This window comes from Paraflavitalea devenefica (assembly GCF_011759375.1).
GTDB classification, from domain to species: domain Bacteria; phylum Bacteroidota; class Bacteroidia; order Chitinophagales; family Chitinophagaceae; genus Paraflavitalea; species Paraflavitalea devenefica.
In genome coordinates, this window is sequence record NZ_JAARML010000006.1 from 101,558 (window position 1) to 124,072 (window position 22,515).

The window sequence follows — 22,515 nt, forward strand, 5'->3', positions numbered from 1 at the left end:
CGCCCTGCCCCTAAAGGGGAAAAGTCCCCTGAAGAAGAAGAGACTTATTTTTTATACGAGTTAGCTAATGCGATCATCTTGATAGCAGTAATGGCGGCTTCTTCGCCTTTATGGCCATGCTTGCCACCAATACGTTCGTCGGCCTGTTGCTGGTTATCTACGGTAAGTACCCCAAAGATGGTGGGTACGGGAAGGGAGAGATTGAGTTGCAGTACGCCCTGGGTAACGCCCTGGCATACATAATCAAAATGAGGGGTATCGCCACGCAACACACAGCCCAGCGCAATAAAGGCGTCAGGACGGTCGTCCCTGTATTTATTGATGTCCCAGAAATTTTTTATACCAAAAGGTATCTCAAAGGCGCCAGGCACATTCACAATACGGATATGGCTTATGCCATGTTGCTCCAATATCCTTACACAGCCCTTTTCCAGTTCATCAATAATGCCGGCATTCCATTCGGTGCGCACAATAACAACACAGGCATCCTTCTTGGGAATGCCTGTATTTATTTGTAATAGTTTACTATTGCTTACTTCAGCCATAATTGATGTAAGAGTTATTTCGTATCGCCCAGCTTACCCAGGTATTTATCAACATCCTGTCCGCCCTGTGCCTCTGGCATTACGCTGCGGGGATAATCGTTCTTTACCTGGCGAAGGAGTTCAATGGCTTCCTGGTTCTTACCAAGGTCCTGCAGCAGCATGGCCGCACGGAACAGGTATTCAGGAGCATTCACCTGGTCTTCAGGAAGCAAAGTACCCGCTTTCTTATAATAAGGGACCGCTTCTTCTTTTTTACCCAGTGCGGAGTAAGCGTCGCCCAATAGGCCATTGGCGCGCATCTCAGCCACGATCTCATCGGAAGAGAAATCCTTCAGGTATTTAATAGCGTTATTGAAATCTTCCAGTTGCAGGTAGCAGGCGCCGGCATAGAATTTAGCCCTGTTGCCGGTTTTGGTACCGCCATATTTGGAGATCACTTTCAGGAATCCCTGGTTAATGCCGTCACCGTTCAGCGCCAGCTTTACAGAGTCGTTCCTGAAATATTCTTCAGCTTTCCAGATAGCTTCAGCAGCTTTTAATTCCTGCGGGCCTTTGTACAAGCTATTATAGGCAAAATAACCGCCTACCAGCAATACTACAACTGTCAGCGCAATACCAATCAGCTTGCTGTTTTTGCTCCAGAATTGTTGGGCGCCCGCCACTACTCTTTCTTCAGAAGTCTTTTCCACGGGAGCTTGCCCGGTTGGCTGAATCTCAGTAGCCATGTTGTCGTTTGTTTTAATGTTGGATTGTTAGGGTTAAGCTTAGTCTACAATGAACGGATAGTTCGCGTCCATGGCAACATCCTTCAACACTTCATCATCTGCCGGCCAGGGTGATTCTTCAGCGAACTTCACCGAAGCCACTACCGCATCATTCACACGTTTATCAATCGCAGCGATCTCGTCTTTGGTAGCGTATTTATTTTTCAGGATGGTATTCAATACCAGTTGAATGGGGTCGCGTTGTTTATACTCTTCCACTTCTTCCTTGGTACGGTATTTCTGTGGGTCGGAAATAGAGTGACCTTTATAACGGTAGGTCTTTATTTCCAGTAAGGTAGGACCATCTCCCTCACGGGCTCTTTTCACGGCACGGGAAATAGCCTCATGAACAGCTTCTGCGCTCATACCGTCTACCGTATCGCCCGGCATTTCGTAAGCGTCGGCCAGTTTATAAATATCCACTACGTTACTGGTACGCTCTACAGAGGTACCCATCGCATAGTTGTTGTTCTCGCAAATGAATACTACGGGCAATTTCCAGGTCATGGCCATGTTAAAGGTCTCATGCAGCATACCCTGACGGGCAGCGCCATCACCAAAGAAAGTGAGGGCCACGTTATCGGTACCCTTGTATTTTTCAGCAAAGGCTAGTCCGGCGCCGGTGCCTATCTGGGCGCCTACGATACCATGACCGCCAAAGAAATAAACATCTTTACCAAAGAAGTGCATACTGCCGCCTTTACCCTTGGCAGCACCGGTAGCCTTACCATATAACTCGGCCATACAGGCATCGGGGGAAACGCCTTTCGCCAGGGCCAGACCGTGGTCACGATAAGCGGTTACAAAGGGATCTTCCAGGCGGGTAGCGGTCATACAACCAGCGGCAATGGCTTCCTGTCCTATGTAGGCGTGGAAAAATCCGCGGATCTTACCGTCCATCTTATACTTTTCTTCTGCCATAAGCTCAAACTGACGGATTAGCTGCATCAGTTCGTACCAATACAAATAAGTCTCTTTACTGAATTTGGTTGCGGCCACTATACTTGATTTGAGGTTATCTGCCTTACAATCATTTCCTCACCCCGGGTACAGCCGGAAGGAAAAGGCGGGGGCAAAGATAAGGGGGAATCGGGGAATTTCTATGCATGAGATAAATTTAGATTTTGACTGTTAAGCCGTTGGAAGCGAAAAGCTTCCTGTCTTGCAGTTCCCCAATGATAGACTGGTCTCCGGGATCTCAGGGCCAGCCTATCCATATCGTAAGCCTGCCTGATTCTTCGGCTGCTTCCTGATTTTCCCCGTATTAATCCCTTAGTACATTCATCTTAGGCCGTATCTAACTTATCATTTATTTTATACATATTAAATAGTTATTATTCAAATATTCCAGAGATATTCCAGACCTATTGGGAGTGGTATATCTCTGAAATATCTCTGCTTTATATGTGGAGTATCTCTGGATTATCCTACTGCTTACTGACGGTATGGTTAGGCTATACTACCGGCCGGCCCGGGCATGAAAAAAGCCCCAGGAAGGGGCTTTCTGTATTATTAGTCAGGTAAAATAGTAATTACATACCGCCTGGCATCTTCCGCTCCTGGCGGAGTTCTTTCAGCGAAGGGTCCATCCCAATGGCCTGATTACAAAGCTGTTCCCCCTTTTGTTTATCGCCTTTCTTCTGGTAGGCCATGCCAATCATATAGAGCGCATTGGAATTCTTCTTGTCAATGACCAGTATCTGGTCCCAGGTATCAATGGCATCCTGGTATTTACCGCTGCGGTAATAAGCATCCCCTACATTGTACAAGAGTTCCACATCCTGGGGTTTGTGCTCCAGCACGGCTTTCAGGAGGGGCAGCCCCTTGTCGTATTCCTTCAGGTTAAGGTAGGCATTGGCGAGGTTTTCGAGGTAAACGTCGGTCCGTTTATACCCTTTTTCTCCTGCCATCTCAAACCAATACACCGCTTTTTTATCGTCGGGAATGGCATAGGCCACCATGCCGGCCTCGAACATCCAGTTCGCATTATTGGGATCACGGGCAATGGCCTGCTGGTAGCAGCCTTCGGCCCTTTTGTAGTTGCTCATTTCCACAAAGCAGCGGGCGGCGATGTAGGGCACTTCTGCCTTGGTAGAGTCATCGCGGAAAGCTTTTTCGCAGTATTTGAGGGCCTCGCCAAAGTTGTCCATCTCATAATAACTTTTGGCAATAACAAAGTTCAGCGGTTTGTTACCGATCTTCTTTTCCTGCATTTTCTGGGCATATCTTATCGCATCGGCCCATTTGCGTACGTTGAGGGATAAAGTAGCCAGGTTTTCAATCACCACCGGGTTATCCGGCTCTTTGGCCTCTGCTTTCAGGAATTTCTCACGCGCTTCCATATAGCGGTTCTGGGCTGTCAGCACATTTCCCCATTCGATGAGTGTGACGGCGGTATTGGGAGCAAACTGATCGGCTTTGGCAAAATTTTTCTCCGCTTCGCGATAGCGGCGGGCCTGTTGTTCGGCAACGCCCTTTTGGTGGTAAAAAGCAGCACTGTCGGCATTCTGGGCTATGCTCAGGGTCGACACACAGGTACACAACACAAGCCATACGAATGGGTACTTTCGCATAGTATACGGGATTTGTTAGGTTTCGTTCTGTAAGCTTATTTCAATACTATCATCCCCAACGGTGGCAAGTGTACATTTATTTCGTAGTGGTTTTGCTTTTTGTCAATAAGGGTCGTTAAAATTTGCGGATTATACACATCGCCCGTCCCCCCATACTTAGGGAGGTCGGTGTTGAAGATTTCCTTCCACACTTCTTTACCTCCTGCGTATACTTTCCAGTCGCGCCGCACCACCGGGGTGAGGTTCAGCACCACCAGCAGGTCATTGGCCGGGTCCTTCCCCTTACGGCGGTAGACCATCACACATTCCGGGCGGTGGGAAAGGTCCACCCATTCGAAGCCGGCCGGGCTGAACTGGTTTTCATACAAAGCAGGCTCGTTGCGCAGCAGGAAGTTAAGGTCACGGACACAACTTTGGAGCCCGGTATGGCTTTCATATTGCAGGAGATGCCAGGGCAACTCTGATTTATAGTTCCACTCCACATTGGCCCCAAATTCATCCCCCATAAACAGGAGCTTGCCCCCGGGGTGGGTAAACATGTAACCGTACAGGGCGCGCAGGTTGGCAAACTTCTGCCAGTCATCGCCCGGCATTTTATACAACATGGGGCTTTTACCGTGTACCACTTCGTCATGGCTGAGGGGCAGCATGAAGTTCTCATCATAATAATACATCATGCTGAATGTAAATTTATTCTGATGGTACTGCCTTTCAAGGGGGTCCAGCTTAAAGTAGCCGAGGGTATCATGCATCCATCCCATCATCCATTTCATGCCGAAACCCAGGCCATCCATAAAGGTAGGCCGGGATACGCCGGGCCAGTCGGTGGCTTCTTCTGCAATGGTTTGTACATGGGGGAAATCGCGGTAAATGGTTTCATTGAGGTCTTTGATAAAGGCAATGGCCTCCAGGTTGCCATCGCCGCCAAACTCGTTGGGCTCCCACTCCCCTTCCTCCCGGGAATAGTTGAGCTTCAGCATGGAGCTTACCGCATCCACGCGCATGCCATCAATATGGAATTTATCGAACCAGAAACGGGCGCTGCTGATCAGGAATGATTTTACCTCGCCGCGTTTATAATTAAATATATAACTGTTCCAGTCCGGGTGAAAGCCTTTGCGCATATCCGCATATTCATAGGTATGGGTACCATCGAACATAAAAAGGCCGTGCGCGTCGTAGGGAAAATGAGAGGGCACCCAGTCGAGTATCACCCCTATACCAGCCTGGTGTAAAGCATCTACCAGGTGCATGAATCCCTGGGGATCGCCATACCGGGAGCTGGGCGCAAAGAAACCGGTACCCTGGTAGCCCCAACTGCCATCAAAAGGGTGTTCCATCACCGGCATCAGTTCCACATGTGTAAATCCCATTTCCTTTACATAATTCACCAGGCGGTGACTGAAAAAGTCATAGGTGTTGTAGCGTTCCTCATCATTGGGATCAGGGCGCATCCAACTGGCCAGGTGTACTTCATATACGCTCCAGGGCGCTTTAGTACTGTTGTGGGCTTCGCGCTGATCTATCCATTCACGGTCGTTCCAGTGAAATCCGAGGTCCCAGGTAATGGAAGCGGTATCGGGACGGCGCTCCCAGAAGTTGGCAAAAGGATCGCCTTTATCCATTTTACGTCCTCTGAAGCCATGAATATGGTATTTGTATATTTCTCCTTTGGGCAGGTGCGGGATAAAGCCTTCCCAGATACCGGAATTATCTAACCGCACGAAGAGTGGATGTGACTGGGTATTCCAGTTGTTGAAGTTGCCGGTAACGGAAACCCAGGTGGCATTGGGCGCCCAAACCGCAAAGTAATACCCTCTTTTGCCCAGTACGGTGATCTCACGCGAACCAAACAGCTCATAGAGACGGTAATGGGTACCCCGCTGAAAATTGTCAATATCTTCCTGGGTAAACAGTGAATAGTTCCATACGGGACGGGTACTGTCTACAAAATGGATATCCTCGTACTTCTTCGTTTGTGCCACGCTTATATTTTTTTGATCTACTTTATGGATTCTTTAACGTCTTGCATCATACTATGTCCGTTGAACCGTGCGTTTGACCGGTGGTCAATCAAAACTGTTAAAACAGTTTAAAACTAATTAATCTAAAGGTGATTATCCGGATTTTTGCGGCCGGAAAGCCGGAAAAGCTTCCCAACCTTTTACCGACGTCTTTACGTCCTTATTATAGATTCGCCTGTTTGCAGATGTACGTCCCCGACTTGCAGATTTTGATTTGAAACAAGTGCCCCTGCAGCTAAGTTTACAAGGTTCAGCGTATAGCGTTCATATTAATTTAACACTGATCGAAAAACTCAGCTAATCATACAATTTAACCCAGCAAAGAACCGATGCAAAAACTAACGTTGATCTTCGGGATACTCCTTGTATCTGTCATGTCCGCATTTGCCCAACAAGCTACTCTTAAAGGTACAGTAATTGACACCAGCGAGAAGAAAAATCTTACCAATAGTGCAGTAGTACTATTGCGAAAATCCGACTCGGTAATGGTCACCTTTTCCCGGACTGATAAATCGGGCCAGTTCACGCTCCCACGCGTTACGCCCGGCAAATTTGTTTTGCTGATAACCCACCCGGCTTATGCCGATTACATGGATGAGGTGGAAGTAAAGGATGCATCTCCTGTAAACCTGGGCAATGTAGCCATGATCCTGAAAAGCCAGTTACTACAGGAAGTGGTGGTATCGCATAAGCTGGGTGCTATCCGTATTAAAGGCGACACGACAGAATACAAAGCCGACAGCTTTTATATGAAGGCCGGCTCCTCGGTGGAGGACCTGTTGAAAAAATTACCCGGTATTACGGTAGACAAGAATGGTAAGATCACTGCCCAGGGCGAAGCTGTACAGAAGGTACTGGTAGATGGGGAAGAATTTTTCAGTGATGATCCTACCATTGCCACCCGTGGCTTGCTATCGGATGCAGTAGATAAGGTACAGGTGTTTGACAAGAAGAGCGACCAGGCCACTTTTACCGGCATTGATGACGGGCAAAAGATCAAAACGATCGACCTGAAATTAAAGGAAGATAAGAAGAAAGGTCTCTTCGGAAAGCTGGAACTGGGCAGCAATGGCGACAAATACTGGAATAATAGCGGAATGCTCAACGCCTTCAAGGGCAAACGCAAGTTCTCGGCCTTCGGTATCATGAGCAGCACCGGTAAAACGGGTCTCGACTGGCAGGAGAATATGAACTATGGCGGCGCAGGTGGCAACATGGATATGGGCATGAGCGAAGATGGCGGCATGTATATTACCTCGGGCGGCGGCGGGGATGATGGTTTCGGCGGCGGCAGCTACTGGGGTGAAGGCTTCCCCAAAGGATGGGCCGGCGGCCTGCACTATTCCAATAAGTGGAATGGCGACAAGCTTCACTTGAATGGCAACTATAAGTTCAACAAACTGAATACCGAGGCCAGCGGCAACACCAGGAGCCAGTATATATTAAAAGATTCCCTGTATTATGTAAATGAAGAAGGCAATAATTACAACAGCAAGGAACGGCACCGCATTGATGGTATTTATGATATAACGCTCGACTCCTCTTCCAGCCTGAAGATCACAGTCGGTGGCTGGAAAGGAAAAAGCAATACACTGAATGCTTCCAAAAGCGAGTGGCTGGATGAGAATGGCGATCCCGTGCGTAAGATAAAACAGAGCACCAGTTCGCTGGGCGATAACCAGGCGCTTACCTCCAACATTGCCTACCGTAAGAAGTTCAAAAAGGCTGGCAGAACGATCTCGGCCACTTTCAACCAGGATTACCGGGAAACGATGTCGGAAGGGTTCCTGTACGCGGAGAATACTTTTTTCAGCAATGGCGACAGCACCCTGCAGATAGTAGATCAGAAAAAGATCAATGATAATATTACAGCCAATGTAAATGGCCGCTTATCCTACACCGAACCTTTATCGAAAAGATCGGTGCTGGAATTCAATTACGGCATCAGCAACAGCCACCGCCAGTCGCGCAGGACAGCCCTGGAAAGCTCTACACCCAACGGGCCTAAGTATGATGAGGTGGTAGACTCACTGACGAACGATTATGCCTTCAACGTATTGAACAACTCAGCCGGTATTAATTACCGCTATGCCAAACCCAAGAAGATCAACTTCTCCTTTGGCGCCAATGTATCGCGTGCCGACTTTACCCGCAAAGACCTGAAGACCGGCGCCGATACCCGGTACAGCTTTACCAATTTCTTCCCGCAGGCGAATGTTGGCTGGACAATAGGACAGGGCGGCAACCTGCGTTTCAATTATTTCGGCAGTACCCAGGCTCCTTCGATCGACCAGATCCAGCCGGTGACCGATAACTCGGACCAATCGAATATCCGCATTGGTAATCCCGACCTGAAGCAGGCTTTCCGCAACCGCTTCAACCTGAATTATAACAGCTATAAGATATTATCTGAAAGCGGTATCTGGGCAAGTATTAATTTCTCTACTGTTCAGAACGACTTCAGCTCAAGGACGTCCATCAAAGACGCGAAGCGGGTGACCCAGCCGGTAAACGTAAACGGCAATTATAACCTGAGCGGCTGGTTTGATTATGACAGGAAGATCAAAAAACTGAAGTTGTACGTAGGGCCAGCCCTGAACTTCAATGTCGGCCGCAATGTGAACTTCATTGATAGCCTGGAGAATACCAACAATAACCGGAGCCTGGGTGGCGGCATACGTCTCCGGTACGAGATCGAGAAGAAATTCTCCATCACGGTTCGCTCCGGTATCAACTTAGTCAAATCCAAATCTTCCCTGCGCCCGGATGTGGTGACCGAATACTGGACCCAGGAGCATGAAGTGTGGGCCAATGTTTCCCTGCCCTGGAAGATCGACCTGAATACGGAATGCGAGTTCAACTTCCGCCAGAAGACCGACGTCTTCGACAGGAATACAAATGCCATCCGCTGGAATGCCAATATCGAAAAGAAGATACTGAAAGGCGATGTGGGCCGCATCCGGTTCTCGGCTTTTGATATCCTCGACCAGAATATCGGCTTCAACCGGAGCGTCAACAGCAACTTTATCAATGAACGGACCTATGATACTTTCCGCCGTTACTTTATGCTGTCCCTGATCTGGAACTTCAGTAAGAATGGTGCGAAACCCATGGGCTGGTAACAGCAGGAAGTCTGAAGTCGGAAGTATAAAGTCCGACCCTCAGCCTCATTGCCAACTACCGACTGCCGATTCACGAAATAACAAACTTATTATATGCAACTAAGATCATTTATAGTAACCTGCTTAGTACTGACAGCCTCTATGATTGCACAGGCGCAGCAGCAATTCATTACGCACGGGAAAATTGAATATGAGCGGAAAGTAAATCAACATTCCATGCTGGAAGAAGGCAGTATATGGAATGATGTGATGAAGAAGAACACGCCGAAGTTCCATACCGCTTATTATGACCTTTATTTTAAGGATGGACTGTCATTGTATAAAACCGGCCGGGAGCCGGAAGTAAGGCAGAATAAGGTATGGACCGTATTTATAGCAGAGAATACGATACAAACGAATTTAGACAGCAGCAAGACTACCACCCTGAAGGATATTCAGAATGACCTGTACCTGCTTACCGATTCTGTACGGAAGATAGACTGGAAGATCGGTACAGAGATCCGCAAGATTGCCGGATTTGATTGCCGCAAAGCAGTAGGCAGGATCATGGATTCGATTGTAGTGATCGCTTTTTATGCTGAGGAGGTATTACCTTCCGGTGGCCCTGAATCATTCAACGGTCTGCCCGGCATGATACTCGGACTTGCCATTCCCCGCCTGCATACCACCTGGTACGCCACCAAGCTGGAACTGATTGAGGTGACCGACAAAGACCTGGCAGCGCCCAAAAAAGGCAAGAAATATACAAATGCCGCTTTTCAAACACAGCTCAGGGATATTATGAAGGATTGGGGCGATGAAGGGAAGAGATTGATACCGCAGATATTGTTGTGAGTGGTCAATAGTGAGTGGTGAGTGCCTTTGCTTCGATGGCCAGACAAGCCACTATGCCCGTAACAAACGCACTCACCACTGACAACTCACAACTCACGGTTTCAATTCCAGCACCAGTTGTGTCTTCGCTGGTATTTTCATCTTGTCGCTTATTGAAGTCGTTTGGCCGGTAATCACATCCTTCGCCCTGGTAAAGCCTTTCAGCCTTTCTACAAAGCGGGCAGTGGCCAGTTCCATATCCTTGTCATTGGGATTCATGATGCACATAACTGTTTGCTTTGTATCGTACCGGAAGTATACATATACCCCATCTTCGGGCACATATTGCATGAGCTTGCCGGTCTTGATGGCTGATGATCGTTTGCGGAATTGCGCCAGTGTACGGGTATAATTAAATAAACTGTCTTCTGATGGGGTGCGGCCTGCGGAGGTGAATTTATTCGCGCTATCCCCTGCCCAGCCACCGGGAAAATCGAGACGCACCAGTCCATCCGGATTGGCAAAGTTTTTCATCATCACCTCGGTACCATAATACAATTGCGGCACGCCACGGAAGGTGAGCAGCCAGGCCAGCCCTATCTTCAGCTTTTGTACGTCCTCTCCTACTACCGATAAAAAACGGCTTAGGTCATGATTATCGAGAAAGATCACCTGCTTCATCGGGTCTTTGTATACAAAATCATTGGTGGCCGTAAGGTATAAACGGTTTACGCCTTCTGTCCAGCCAAAAGGCTGGTTCAGCGCCGGTACGATGCCATAGAGGTTCAACTGGAAATCGGTAACAGCAGGCAGGTTACTCTTATAAGGGAGCTGGTATATATTCTGTGTAAAGAAGCTTTGATTGGGAATGCCATGCACCCAGGTCTCCCCGAAAATATGCAACTGCGGGTATTCATCCAGCAACGCTTTGTTACAGCGGTTCATAAAGGCGAGGTCATTGTAAGCATAAGTATCTATGCGCCATCCATCCAGGCCAAATTTTTCCGTACACCAAAGGGCATGCTGAATGAGGAAGTTGGCCACATAAGGATTGTGCTGGTTCAGGTCGGGCATGGAAGGAACGAACCATCCATCACTCATTTTCTTTTTATCAATCGCCGCCGCATAGGGGTCCATCAATACCTGGTCTTTATAAGTAGTATTTGTATAGGTAGGCCAGAAATGGAACCAGGTGCTGTCGGGCAGGTCACGGAACAGGAAATGTTCAATGCCTACATGGTTATATACCGCATCCTGGATCAACTTCATCCCTCTTTTGTGCAAGGCATTGGCAAGGGAATGATAGGCAGCAGCGCCGCCGAGACGTGGTTCAATGGTATAATGATCCGTAGCGGCATAACCATGCTCTGTGCGTTGGGGCATATCATTTAGCAGTACGGGATTAAGCCAGAGGGCCGTCACGCCCAGGTCCTGCAGGTAATCCAGGTGGTTTTCTATTCCTTGCAGGTCACCGCCATGACGATCAAATATCTCATTCCGGTTAAGGCTTTGGTCTTTCAGTCCGGCCATGCGGTCATTGGAGGGATCGCCATTGCTGAAGCGGTCGGGCATGATGAGATAAATGAGGTCTTCACTGGAGATGCCCCGTATCCTTGATTTACCGTTTTCGGGATTACGGGCTTTCAGTTCATACTGAATGATCACCTGTTCGCTGCGGATCATATTGGCTATGCGTATCTCCTTCCTGCCGGGTTTGGCATTAGCAGCAATCTCTATATCCAGGAAGAGATAATGATGGTTAGCGGGCCGGTAGGTTTTTATCACCTTAAAATCGCTGTTGAGTGAATAAGCCGAAAAAGTCGTAGAAGTAAGTCCCGATGACCTGTACACCATCAGTTGCAGCTTCCTGTTCTTCATGCCTGTCCACCAATGCGTGGGATACACTTTTACCTCCGTTTGTGCAAAAGCACTGTCCTGCAAAAACAGGAAACAGGCAATGGTCAATACTATGATCCGCATAATTTGTATAATTCGTCTGAAATTTGTGATTTACCCGTTGCCCTCCTTGTTTGTTGTCTCGTTTTCTTTACAATAGATCTTCTTTCATCTTATCCTTCACGATCAGGGCGCATACGAAGCCGGCCAATACCAGCAGGCATCCGCCTATCTGCACAGCCAGTAACCGGTCATTACCCAGGTAGTTTTCCATGATCTTGCCGAAGAAGAGGGAGGCAATGATTTCGGGCAGCACGATGAAGAAGTTGAAGATGCCCATGTAGATGCCGATCTTATCTTCGGGCAGGTGCCCCGCCAGCATGGAATAAGGCATGGACAGGATGGAAGCCCAGGCAATACCCACCATGCTCATCGAAAGATATAACATGGCAGGATCGGTAATATAGTTTACGCTGATGAGCCCTACCCCGCCTATGAGCAAACAAAAAGTATGCGTCATCTTACGGCCAAACTTGCCTACCCAGAAAGGAAGGCTAAAAGAAAAGAAGCAGGTAACGAGATTGAGAATAGAGGAAGTAGCATTGGCATGTTCCAGCCCTTGTGTAAATAATTGGCTCACGGCCGCGTCGGTAGAAGTAGCATCTCCTTTAAAGATATCGCGGGCCACACCGGTAGAATAATAAAACCACATGAGGAACAAGCCGGGCCAGGTAAGGAATTGTACCAGGGCCAGCCGCTTCATTTGTTGCGGCATGTGGGTAACAGAATGAAATATTTCTTTCACAGCGCCGCTGAAACCACTGCCGTGCTGTGCATTGAGCTTTTGTTTCCAGTTGGGATCGCGCGGCGGGTATTCCCTGCTGCGCAGTACGGTATAGAGCACAGCCCCGATGAACATAATGCCGCCAATGTAGAACGACCACATGATGTTTTGCGGAATGCCTCCGGCCACTTTATCCCGTGAAATGTTCAGCCACTTGACAAGATAGGAAGGCAGGAAACCTGCAATGAAAGCCGCCGCCCCGATAAACATGCTTTGCATGGCATAGCCAAATGCCCGTTGTTTATCGCTGAGGTTATCGGCCACAAAGGCCCGGAAGGGTTCCATGCTGATGTTGATGCAGGAATCCAGTATCCACAGGGTGCCGGCGGCAATCCATACCGTGGGTGAATTGGGCATTACAAATAAGGCCAGGGAACTGAGGATAGCACCGATGAGAAAATAGGGCCGGCGCCGGCCCCAGCGGGGATGCCAGGTCCTGTCGCTCAGGTAGCCAATAATGGGCTGGACGATCAGGCCGGTCATAGGGGCTGCCAGCCACAGGCCGGGGATATCTTCCGGCTTAGCGCCCAGGTACTCATAAATGGCGCTCATATTGTTCATCTGCAGGGTCCAGCCAAACTGGATACCGAAGAAACCAAAACACATATTCCAGATCTGCCAGAAGTTCGCACGGGGCTTCACTTGTATGGCTTTCTCCGTTTCCAGTGTGAGAGGGGTAATAGGCTCCATAAGCAATCGTTATTTGAATTGGCAGCGGAAAGATAGGAAGTTATTGTGTAAGTAGTACACATATGTAAGAAATACGCAAAGCCTTTGAGGCAACGAGGCATTGAGGCAGCAAGGCAACGAGGCCTCCTATTTATTGTTATCGTTTTTTGGTGCGGGTTATATTTTTTGGCTAACTTCCCCTCCCCTAATTCCTGGTTGATCCATGCGCCTGATAAAACAATGCTTTCTCTATTTTAAAGAAGGAAACTCTGACAAGGTTTATGAAATAGACCTGTGTGATGTAGGCAATGATAAGTATGTGGTGAATTTCCGTTATGGCCGCAGGGGCGGTACCCTGAAGGAAGGCAGTAAAACGCCCGTACCTGTATCCCTGTCTGATGCTGAAAAGATCTATGATGAAGTGGCCGATGAAAAGATCAGCAAGGGCTATACCACTTCCGAAAGCGGTCAGCCGCCTGCTCCAAGGGCCAGCGCTTTTACCCTGCATGTATCTCCTGGTGTTACTACCGACTGGACGTTGCTGCCTGATGGCCGTAATAAATCCATCCTGAAGCGTTTGCAGCAAGCTGTACAGGGCAGCACTCCTTCCCGGAAAACATCCTGGAAACTGAGTCGCGTGATCTGGAAGGCGGGTGAATACAAGATCAAAGAAGCTACCCCTTATCTGATCCAATTATTTCAAAAAGGCGACACGCTCCATCAATACGCCTGTACCTGGGCATTGGCCCGTACCGGTAATGAGGATGCAGCCGGCGCCTTGCAGGCAATTTATAAAGACCACTCCTCCCCATTGGTCAGCCGCATAGCCGGGGCCGGTCTGCTTACTATACTTACCGGTACAGCCCGGGAGCAACACGCCACGCACTACCTCAATGCCCTGCCGGAAGCGATTAAAGCAGTCATTGAAAGCAACCAGGCCACTGCATTGGAGTCCCTGCTCACAGAAAGGCTATTGCAATTACAACCGCAATACAACTGGCTGGAAAGCCTGTACCTGCTTTCGGTGGAAAGAAGATGGCTACGCCCTTTTATAAAGCGGTTATTGCTGCAGGCGCCTTTACAACCCAATTATTTTAAACACGTACGCGCTATTTATAAGCTGGCTGAGTTGCTGGATGATTTTGAATTTACCGGCGTGCTGGGCTGCCGTATAGAACGGGAAGAAGAAATGTTTGAGCACCATGTGCCCAATACTGTCCGAGAGCGGAAAGTATTTGTGCAGGAAGTGGATGAATATGTGAGCCCGCACAAGGAACTGCTGAAAAAGAACAGCCGGCTGGCCTACTCACAAAAAACACGCTGGTACCTGCACCGCCGTATACGCCGCCGCCTGCAAATGCTGGGCAATACCAACAATACCGATTATGTGAAGCTGGCTACCGCCTTGCTGATCAGCTATAATAAAGAACGGGATTTTAAGGAGACCTACTCCACTACCCATTATACCTGGATAGGTGGCCGGTACACACAGGTGAAGACCCATTACCCGCAAAATGCGCACGCCGTATTCATGCACCAGGTATTAAGCGGTGAACATCCTGAGCTGCAACTTGTCAATGGCCATGTATGGAAAATATTAACACCCGCGGCCGCCCGTGCTGCTGCACAGGCACGCCAGGCCATCCAGAATAACCGCAATAGCGGCGGCTTGCTTAAAAAGCTGATCGGACTGTTTTCCAAGAAGAAAACTGCCTATACGCCGATAGCTGGTCCCGTGCCCTCATCAACGCAACAGCCGGCAGCGGCAGCGCCAACTTCCAATGAAAATGGAACGCCCTTCCTGCATTTGTGGAACCAGCTTCCGCAATCATACCTACAATTGTTGCTGGAAGCGGAGATGGAAGAGATCCATGAGTTTGCCGCCGGGGCATTACCCATTCACCCATCCTGGCAAGAGATCAAGGCAAAACTCGACCTACCCGTTTATAAACGTTTAGTTACATCACCCTTTTCCATACCGGCTGAATTCGGCTTTACCCTCGTACAGGAAAGGTATGCTACCCTGCAACCGGAATGGGACCTGGTAATTGCCCTGCTCAATGCCGGCCATGAACCGGCAAGGAATAAGGGAAAAGAGTGGACTACCGCTTACCAATCTGCTTATTTTCTCCAAAGTGATTTTATCAAAGACCTGGTGTTTGCCCGCCAGGCTGATATCAGGCAATGGGGCGCCGCACTTATCCGTAACAGTCAACTGACCAGTGACCTGAAAAAAGCGGTGGCAGGCAAAGCCATTGCAGAAATAATGGCTACTACCACCACGGATGAAAGCACCGCAGCGATTATCAAAGGCGCCGGTGACAGTTTATTTGAATTGTTTGGCCCCGAATTACAGGAAGTACCGTTTACCATCATCGCCGACCTGCTGCAGCATTCCGCTCCACCGGTACTGGTATTTGGCCTGCGGTTATTAAAGGCCAACCGCCAGCAGGTGAAACCTGATACGCTCAGCAAATCCCTGTTGGTAGGGTTACTGCAACATCCTTATGCCCCGGTACGGGAAGCCGGTATTGGCTTATTGACCGATATAGAGGCAGGCACTTTACTGAAGTACCAGGAAGAGATGATCGCCGCCTGCGTATCCGTGCATCAGAATGTACGGCAGGGCATGCCACCGGTGATTGGCCGTATAGCACAGCAGGACACCCCCTTTGGCAATAAGGCAGCAGAAGTACTGATGCCTTTCCTGTTAAGAAAAGAAATTAGTGAAGGATTGCATGAAGATGTGAGCAGCCTGTTGTGCAATGAGCTAAGCGGCTATTTGCAAAATGCCAATAAAGAAACTGCCCTCAACCTGTTGTACGGTAATTATAAAGCTGCACAGAACGTGGGTGTGGTGATCCTGGAGAAGTACACCAGCCCCGATCAGTTGACCATTCCGCAGGTAATAGCCCTGGGTGGCCATGAAAACCTCACCGTACGTACCTGGAGCTGGAAGTTTTACCGGGAGCAGGCCGCCCGTATTAAGTATGAAAAGGAAGCAACTGTAAAACTACTGGAAAGCAAGTGGCAGGATACCCGGCAGTTTGCGATGCAATATTTCAGGGAACAGTTTACGGCTGCCGATTGGTCGCCCGAAGCCCTGATCACTTTAGCCGACTCCGTAAAACCCGATATAGAAGCATTTGGCCGGGAACTTATTACGAAGTTCTTCGACAGTGAGCATGGTATGCAATACCTGCTGCAACTGAGCCAGCACCCCAGTGAAAAGATGCAATTGTTTGCGACCAATTACCTGGAACGTTTTGCAGCCGGTGATGTAGAGAAGATACAGTCACTGGAATTTTATTTCCGCTCCGTATTGACCCGTGTAAACAAAGCGCGGATCGCGAAGAACAGGATCTACCAGTTCCTGCTGGCCGAAGGGCGGAAATCAGAAGCGGCCGCCAAAGCAGTGAGCGCTATCCTGTCCGACATCTCTGCCATGGCTGCCATTGGCGATAAGGCCAAATGTATCGAGGTGTTACTGCAGCTCCGGTCGCTCTATGAGGTGGAAACACCTTTAAAGGTAAAACTCATTGAAACAAGATTATCATAAACCGTCAGCATGTTATTCAATTATCGCTTTGCAGGCAATAGTACAGTGACCAGTACCTCGCACATGACAGGAATGTCGTTTGCGCCGGATACTTTACGCGAGAGCGCCTGGTTTGTGGGAAAGCTGCACAAGAAGCTGGCTTTCCGGGAGGCCATTTCGGCCCTGCATGATGTAGTGATCAGTGATCTCCGGTTCAAGCCCAAAGACAAAACCGCTTATAAGGAATGGGTAGCGCAAAATGAAACGATGTTCCTGGCAGAGTATATGGCAGGTTATGATGCACAGGCTGCCACCAACCGGATGGCGGAGATTAAAACAGAACTGGCCACCATCGCGCAACAAAAAGATAAGATCCTCTCCCCTTTTTACAGGGCACGGAAGAGATACTTCGATTACCTGTACTTTGTCAACAGAGAAGCCTGGTTTGTGCTGGACCCGGTAATCACGATCCATCCGGATGAATTATTCTTTGAGTGTTTCAGTGAAGATGAATCCACTTATGGCAAGCTGGGTTGCAATTACAACGTGTTTAAAGAGATCAACGACTACAAGTGTGGTACTACCAATGTAGATTATTCTTCGGGTCTGTATGAAGAGTTCCAGAAGATACGGGATTATAAAGAGACCGAGCTGAAGGTAGACCCCACCGGCTTTACGGTACAAACCACCCAAGAGGAGGCCTTCAAGGAAAAAAAGATTGACCTGCCGGATAGCTGGGTACGTGGCTTTTTACAGGTCAGCAGCGCTATGACCCTGCCCACCATCCAGGTAGAGCTGCACCCCATGGATATTTACAGCATTTGCCTGCTGTTGCGCCGCTTCAAAGAAAAGAGAGGTCCCCGCTCCCTGCGGTATGTGTTGGAGCCGGGCCACCCTGTAAAAGTGGTGCTGGAACCCTGGGGTAAAGAGATCGTATGCGCGCGCAGCGTATATACCGGCTCGATAAGCCAGGAGATAAGGACCTGGGGCAGAAGAAGGCTGTTGATCCTGGAAAGACTGATACCGGTAGCCAAAAAGTTTACCGTGCATTTGCTGGGCACCGGCCTGCCTGCTTTTTATATTGCCGACCTGGGTGATATGAATTTTACGCTGGGCCTGAGTGGCTGGACCAGTAATGACTGGAGCCATGCCGGGAATTTTGACCTGCTGGCCCCACGCCTCACCGTAGATGATGCCACCAAACAACAGGTATTTGCCGCACTGCAAAAGGAATGGCTGGGCACATCGGCACAGATTGCCCAAAAGCTCAATATAGATACGGCCAAAGTAGCCGGCGCGCTGAGCGCCTACACACAGGCCGGGCGGGTGATCTATGACCTGAACAGTGATGTATACCGCCTGCGGGAACTGAGCCGGGAGCCCCTCCCCTTCGACAAGTTGCGTTTTGATAACCCGCGCGAAGAAATGGCAGCGCAGTTACTTACCACACAGGAGATAAAGGTTAGCTCCCAGGCATTGCCGGATAATTGCCTCCAGCTTACCGGTACGGTGAAGAGCGCCCGGAAGACCTTTAATCCGCAACTGGTGATTGATGGTGATGAGAAGATCAAATCGGCGCATTGCGATTGCAGTTATTATATAGAAAATAAGCTATACAAGGGGCCTTGTGAACACATGCTGGCCATGCGCCAGTCATTCAATAAAACGAGGATTGCCCATGGCTTGAAATAAGCGCCCTGGTATTCTAAAAAGATACCGGTCATTTTTATAAAATTAAAAAACAGCAACCTATATTTGTTAACCGCTTTTCGTGTTCTTTGACAGAGGGAAAAAAGATGCACCTTGCTTCCGAAAGGAAAGGGCGATGTTTCGTCGTCCATGCAACATGAACTATTCATGCATCACCAAATGTAATCTTTACTATGGCATACCGGCTACCAGTGCAATTTATCAGTACTGGCACTGTGTGCCTTAAATTGCACTGGTAGCCGGTATGCCTGGCGTTGATTAATCTGGTCACCGGCGCGCACGAAGGCAGCATGCTTCCCTCTGTCAGAACATGATATTCCACTCTTCATCCACTATGTTCGATAGCAAACCCACCCGCCAGCAATTGTATGACCGCATCCGCGAAAGCTCGAAGGATGCCGTGGTATTGGAGGAAATGAAGCGCCTGGGATTCTGGTCTAAAAATGATCAGTCGCCCACTATCCCGGAATTGCTGATCAAACAAGAGGTTGAACTCAATAAAGAGTTCCAGCAACTGTTCAACCGGCACCGGCAATACCAGAACAAGGAGGCCGTATTGAAGGAAATGCGGCTAAAGCGGATGGCCGAGGCCAAAGCAAAGCGGGAGGCGAATAAGAAGAAACGGGAACAGCAACGCTTTGAGAAAGCGGAAGCCTGGCGGAAGCAAAAAGAAACGGAAATTATTTACCTCGGCGAAGAGGTATCCATAGGATTAAACCATACTGAATCCAATGTAGCTGCTTTACAAAAGCACCAGTTGCCTGTATTTGTGAATGAAAATGAACTGGCATTGGCGATGGGTGTTACATTGAAAGAACTGCGCTTCCTGGCTTTCTCCCGGAAGGTATCTACCGTATCTCATTACAGGAAGTTTTACCTGCCCAAAAAATCAGGCGGCAAAAGGTTGATCTCCGCCCCCATGCCACGCCTGAAGAAAACACAGTACTGGATACTGGAAAACATCCTTAATAAAGTAGCGGTGCACCAGGCGGTACATGGCTTTACGCTGAATCGCTCCATCCTCAGCAATGCGCAACTGCATGTAGGTAAAAAGGTGGTATTGAATATAGATGTGAAAGACTTCTTCCCTTCTATCCACTTTAAAAGGGTGAAAGGACTGTTGCAGCAACTGGGCTATGCAGAAAAGATTGCTACCATCCTGGCCCTGCTGTGCACAGAAGCGGTAACAGAAGCCGTAGAGATTGACGGGAAAGATTATTTCGTACAAAAAGGAAACCGGGTATTGCCGCAGGGTGCGCCTACCAGTCCGGCCATCACCAACATCCTGTGTTATAAGCTCGATAAACGTTTACAGGGTCTGGCTACCAAACACCAATGCCATTATACCCGCTATGCAGATGATGTTACTTTCTCCTGGAACAGCAACGATGTTAATGCACAGCAAATGGTATGGCGTATTAAGAATATCCTGCAGGATGAAGGATTTACCGTGCATCCCGACAAGGTCCGTATTATGCACACCGGAACGCGCCAGGAAGTGACGGGCATCGTCGTAAATGAAAAATTAGGCATAGACCGTAATAAGCTGCGCCGGTTCAGGGCGCTGCTGCACCAGTTACAAACCAAAGATGCTGCGGAACTCATGCCGGGTGTGGAAAGTCCGGCCAATGTAGTCATTGGCTATGCCAACTTTGTGAAGATGGTGAAACCAGCACAGGGCGCCGCCTTTTCTAAACAGATAGACCAACTGTTCCAGTCCGGCCGCCTGCAATACCTGGTGAAAGAAACACCACCTTCACCTGGTAATAATGGTGTGCCCCCTACTCCTCCCAGTCAACAGGCAGGCAAGGATGATGATAAGCCGTGGTGGAATGTGGTGTGATTCATTCACATTAAACCTTATAAGCATGAAGCAATTACTTTTACTCCCTCTATTATTATTAGCGACTGTTTCCCTTTTTGCGCAGCCTGCGGGATATGTGCCGGGCACACAGGTTTGCTGGACTTTCAATAACCGGCCACATGGTTATTTTAAAGCGGCCGGCAATGGAGAAAGGCATGTTCTCATTTCATTTACCGGTAGCGGGCTGAAACTTTGTGATAAGTTAGAAGTAAATGCTCCCCAAAAATTGCTGAGAGATTCCGGTATTAACTGGAATGGACGTACGGTAAGAGGCCCCGGTGATACGATTGTGTGGGAAGTATTCACTATACTAGATACTGACAATTATTCATTGGCCGCCTATGCCAATGACATCAATTATTTCTTCCAGCATATTGCACCGATTGATACCAGCGACCATACAAAGTTTCATATGGAAGGATTAAGTGGAGGCGTAGCAAAGATTTGGGGATTCCTGGGCAATCACCAGAGCCACAACAGCCCTTACCGGCATATATTCTCCACGACCATCAGTATGTCAGGGGGATTTCTCAGTCCCGGTTTAGCACCTCTTGTAAGACCTGCCAGCATCGGTAAAAGACATTGGGTATGGCATGGCCTGGGTGATACCACCAACGGTCAAACGCCTCCCCATGCTTCTGAAATACTATATGACAGTTTAAGCGGTACCAAACACCTGACCCTGCAGCCGGGAGGAGCGCATAATGGAACAACATGGGACCAATGCCTCACTTTATCAGGTACGGATACTACTACTAACCGGTGGATATGGATGGTGACACCGGCGCCTCCCGTTACACCACCACCTACAGATCCCTATCCTGGTGGCCCGGCCGGGTATACACCAGGTACACAGGTTTGCTGGACATACAATGGCCGGCCACATGGTTATTTCAGGGCAGCCGGCAACGGAGAGCGGCATATCCTGATCGCATTTACGGATACGAGCAGTAGTTGCAACAGTTACCAAAATGAAGCGCCGCAAAAATGGCTGAATGATGCCGGCCTTAACTGGGATGGACGTACCGTAAGAGCGCCCGGGGATACTATTGTATGGGAAGTGCTCACCATTGTGAATACCAGCAATTATTCATTGTCTGCCTATGCCCGGGATATTGATTCCTTCTTTAAGTACATCGCCCCCATTGATACCAGTGACCATACCAGGTTTCATATCGAAGGGATCGGTGGTGGCGTAAACAGGTTGTGGGGATATGCAGTGAACCATCAAAGCCACAATAGTCCCTACCGGAATATATTTTCCACCACGATAAGCCAGGGCACTACCTGGCTCACCACCAATGTATGGCCATTACTAAAAGCATACAGCCCCGGCAGAAGGCATTGGGTATGGCATGGGGCAGCCGATGGGGGTGGTACGCCACCCGGGGCCTCCAAGCAATTGTATGACAGCCTGGGCGGATTCAAGATATATACCTTGCAGGCAGGAGGCACACACAGCGCCAATACCTGGGATAGCTGCCTGAGTTTATCCGGAACAGATACCAGCACCAACCGGTGGCTGTGGATGGTAGCCAACAATACATCACCCTTGATGACAGGAAGAGCCACTCAATTCACACAGGAGACAACCATTGATAAAGGGATAACCTTGTTGTATCCTAACCCGGCCAGGAATAACCTGGTGATTGACCTTAGTCATTTACCGGCCGGCTCTTATACCCTGACAATCGTAGATGCCATGGGCAGGTTGCACAAGCAGGTTCGTCAACTCCGCAATACCAATTACCCGCTGGATGTTTCCGCTTTGCGCAGCGGCATTTATACGGTACAAATTAAAGCAGGTAGTTTCCAGGTACAAAGAAAGCTACATATAGAATAGTGCAAGCTGATCATAAGACATTTCAATAGCTACTCCACCTACCTTGGCAGGTGGAGTAGTTCGTATTGACATGAATCAAGAATTATCCGGGGAAATAACCATATGCCCAAATGAATGCCATCAACAAGCATATTATCAAAATAATATATTTAACTTAGGCATATAAACAGGTTTTCTCTGCATTAAATACCAAATCCAATCAGAGAAATAGTCGCCTTATCGCTATCAATAAATCAAATTCTATCCTTCACCGATTTATATCCGCATTCCACGCAGTTACATAACACTACTACTACTGGTCCACTAAAGA

At 48.7% G+C, this 22,515-nt stretch carries 13 protein-coding genes; 6 read left to right on the forward strand and 7 right to left on the reverse strand.

Annotated features, from left to right (window positions below):
- Positions 1–44: 44 nt before the first annotated feature.
- The 5 genes from ribH to glgB all read right to left on the reverse strand — a co-directional run bounded on the left by ribH (position 45) and on the right by glgB (position 5,867).
- A complete protein-coding gene (ribH, locus tag HB364_RS27940) occupies positions 45–545 on the reverse strand; it encodes a 6,7-dimethyl-8-ribityllumazine synthase (RefSeq protein ID WP_167291726.1) in 501 nt (166 codons plus the stop codon).
- Between the two features lie 14 nt (positions 546–559).
- On the reverse strand, positions 560–1,270 hold the full coding sequence (locus tag HB364_RS27945) for a tetratricopeptide repeat protein (protein ID WP_167291727.1): 711 nt from the start codon (positions 1,268–1,270) through the stop codon (positions 560–562).
- 39 nt (positions 1,271–1,309) lie between these two features.
- Positions 1,310–2,257: a pyruvate dehydrogenase (acetyl-transferring) E1 component subunit alpha gene (gene pdhA / locus HB364_RS27950; protein ID WP_208420130.1), complete on the reverse strand. Its 948-nt coding sequence runs from the start codon at positions 2,255–2,257 to the stop codon at positions 1,310–1,312.
- A gap of 584 nt (positions 2,258–2,841) precedes the next feature.
- Entirely contained in the window at positions 2,842–3,882 is a 1,041-nt protein-coding gene (locus HB364_RS27955) for a tetratricopeptide repeat protein (RefSeq protein ID WP_167291729.1), read from the reverse strand.
- 35 nt (positions 3,883–3,917) lie between these two features.
- Complete coding sequence (gene glgB / locus HB364_RS27960; protein WP_317170726.1) at positions 3,918–5,867, reverse strand: 1,4-alpha-glucan branching protein GlgB; 1,950 nt, start codon at positions 5,865–5,867, stop codon at positions 3,918–3,920.
- A gap of 368 nt (positions 5,868–6,235) precedes the next feature.
- Between glgB and HB364_RS27965 the strand changes: the two genes are divergently transcribed.
- Entirely contained in the window at positions 6,236–9,028 is a 2,793-nt protein-coding gene (locus HB364_RS27965) for a TonB-dependent receptor (protein WP_167291730.1), read from the forward strand.
- A gap of 93 nt (positions 9,029–9,121) precedes the next feature.
- Positions 9,122–9,862 carry a GLPGLI family protein gene (locus HB364_RS27970; RefSeq protein WP_167291731.1) on the forward strand — a complete coding sequence of 247 codons (741 nt, stop codon included), beginning with the start codon at positions 9,122–9,124 and terminating at the stop codon, positions 9,860–9,862.
- Between the two features lie 93 nt (positions 9,863–9,955).
- Here the strand turns inward: HB364_RS27970 and HB364_RS27975 are convergent, their stop codons facing one another.
- On the reverse strand, positions 9,956–11,821 hold the full coding sequence (locus HB364_RS27975) for an alpha-amylase family glycosyl hydrolase (protein WP_167291732.1): 1,866 nt from the start codon (positions 11,819–11,821) through the stop codon (positions 9,956–9,958).
- Positions 11,822–11,888: 67 nt separating this feature from the next.
- On the reverse strand, positions 11,889–13,271 hold the full coding sequence (locus HB364_RS27980) for an MFS transporter (protein WP_167291733.1): 1,383 nt from the start codon (positions 13,269–13,271) through the stop codon (positions 11,889–11,891).
- 202 nt (positions 13,272–13,473) lie between these two features.
- On the opposite strand from HB364_RS27980, the gene HB364_RS27985 reads away from it, so the two are divergent.
- The 4 genes from HB364_RS27985 (at position 13,474) to HB364_RS28000 (ending at position 22,205) form a co-directional block, all read left to right on the forward strand.
- On the forward strand, positions 13,474–16,809 hold the full coding sequence (locus HB364_RS27985) for a hypothetical protein (RefSeq protein WP_167291734.1): 3,336 nt from the start codon (positions 13,474–13,476) through the stop codon (positions 16,807–16,809).
- A gap of 9 nt (positions 16,810–16,818) precedes the next feature.
- Positions 16,819–18,480, forward strand: a complete 1,662-nt coding sequence (locus tag HB364_RS27990; protein WP_167291735.1) for an SWIM zinc finger family protein — start codon at positions 16,819–16,821, stop codon at positions 18,478–18,480.
- Positions 18,481–18,832: 352 nt separating this feature from the next.
- Positions 18,833–20,341: a reverse transcriptase domain-containing protein gene (locus HB364_RS27995; RefSeq protein ID WP_167291736.1), complete on the forward strand. Its 1,509-nt coding sequence runs from the start codon at positions 18,833–18,835 to the stop codon at positions 20,339–20,341.
- A gap of 25 nt (positions 20,342–20,366) precedes the next feature.
- Entirely contained in the window at positions 20,367–22,205 is a 1,839-nt protein-coding gene (locus HB364_RS28000; RefSeq protein ID WP_167291737.1) for a T9SS type A sorting domain-containing protein, read from the forward strand.
- Positions 22,206–22,515: the final 310 nt, after the last annotated feature.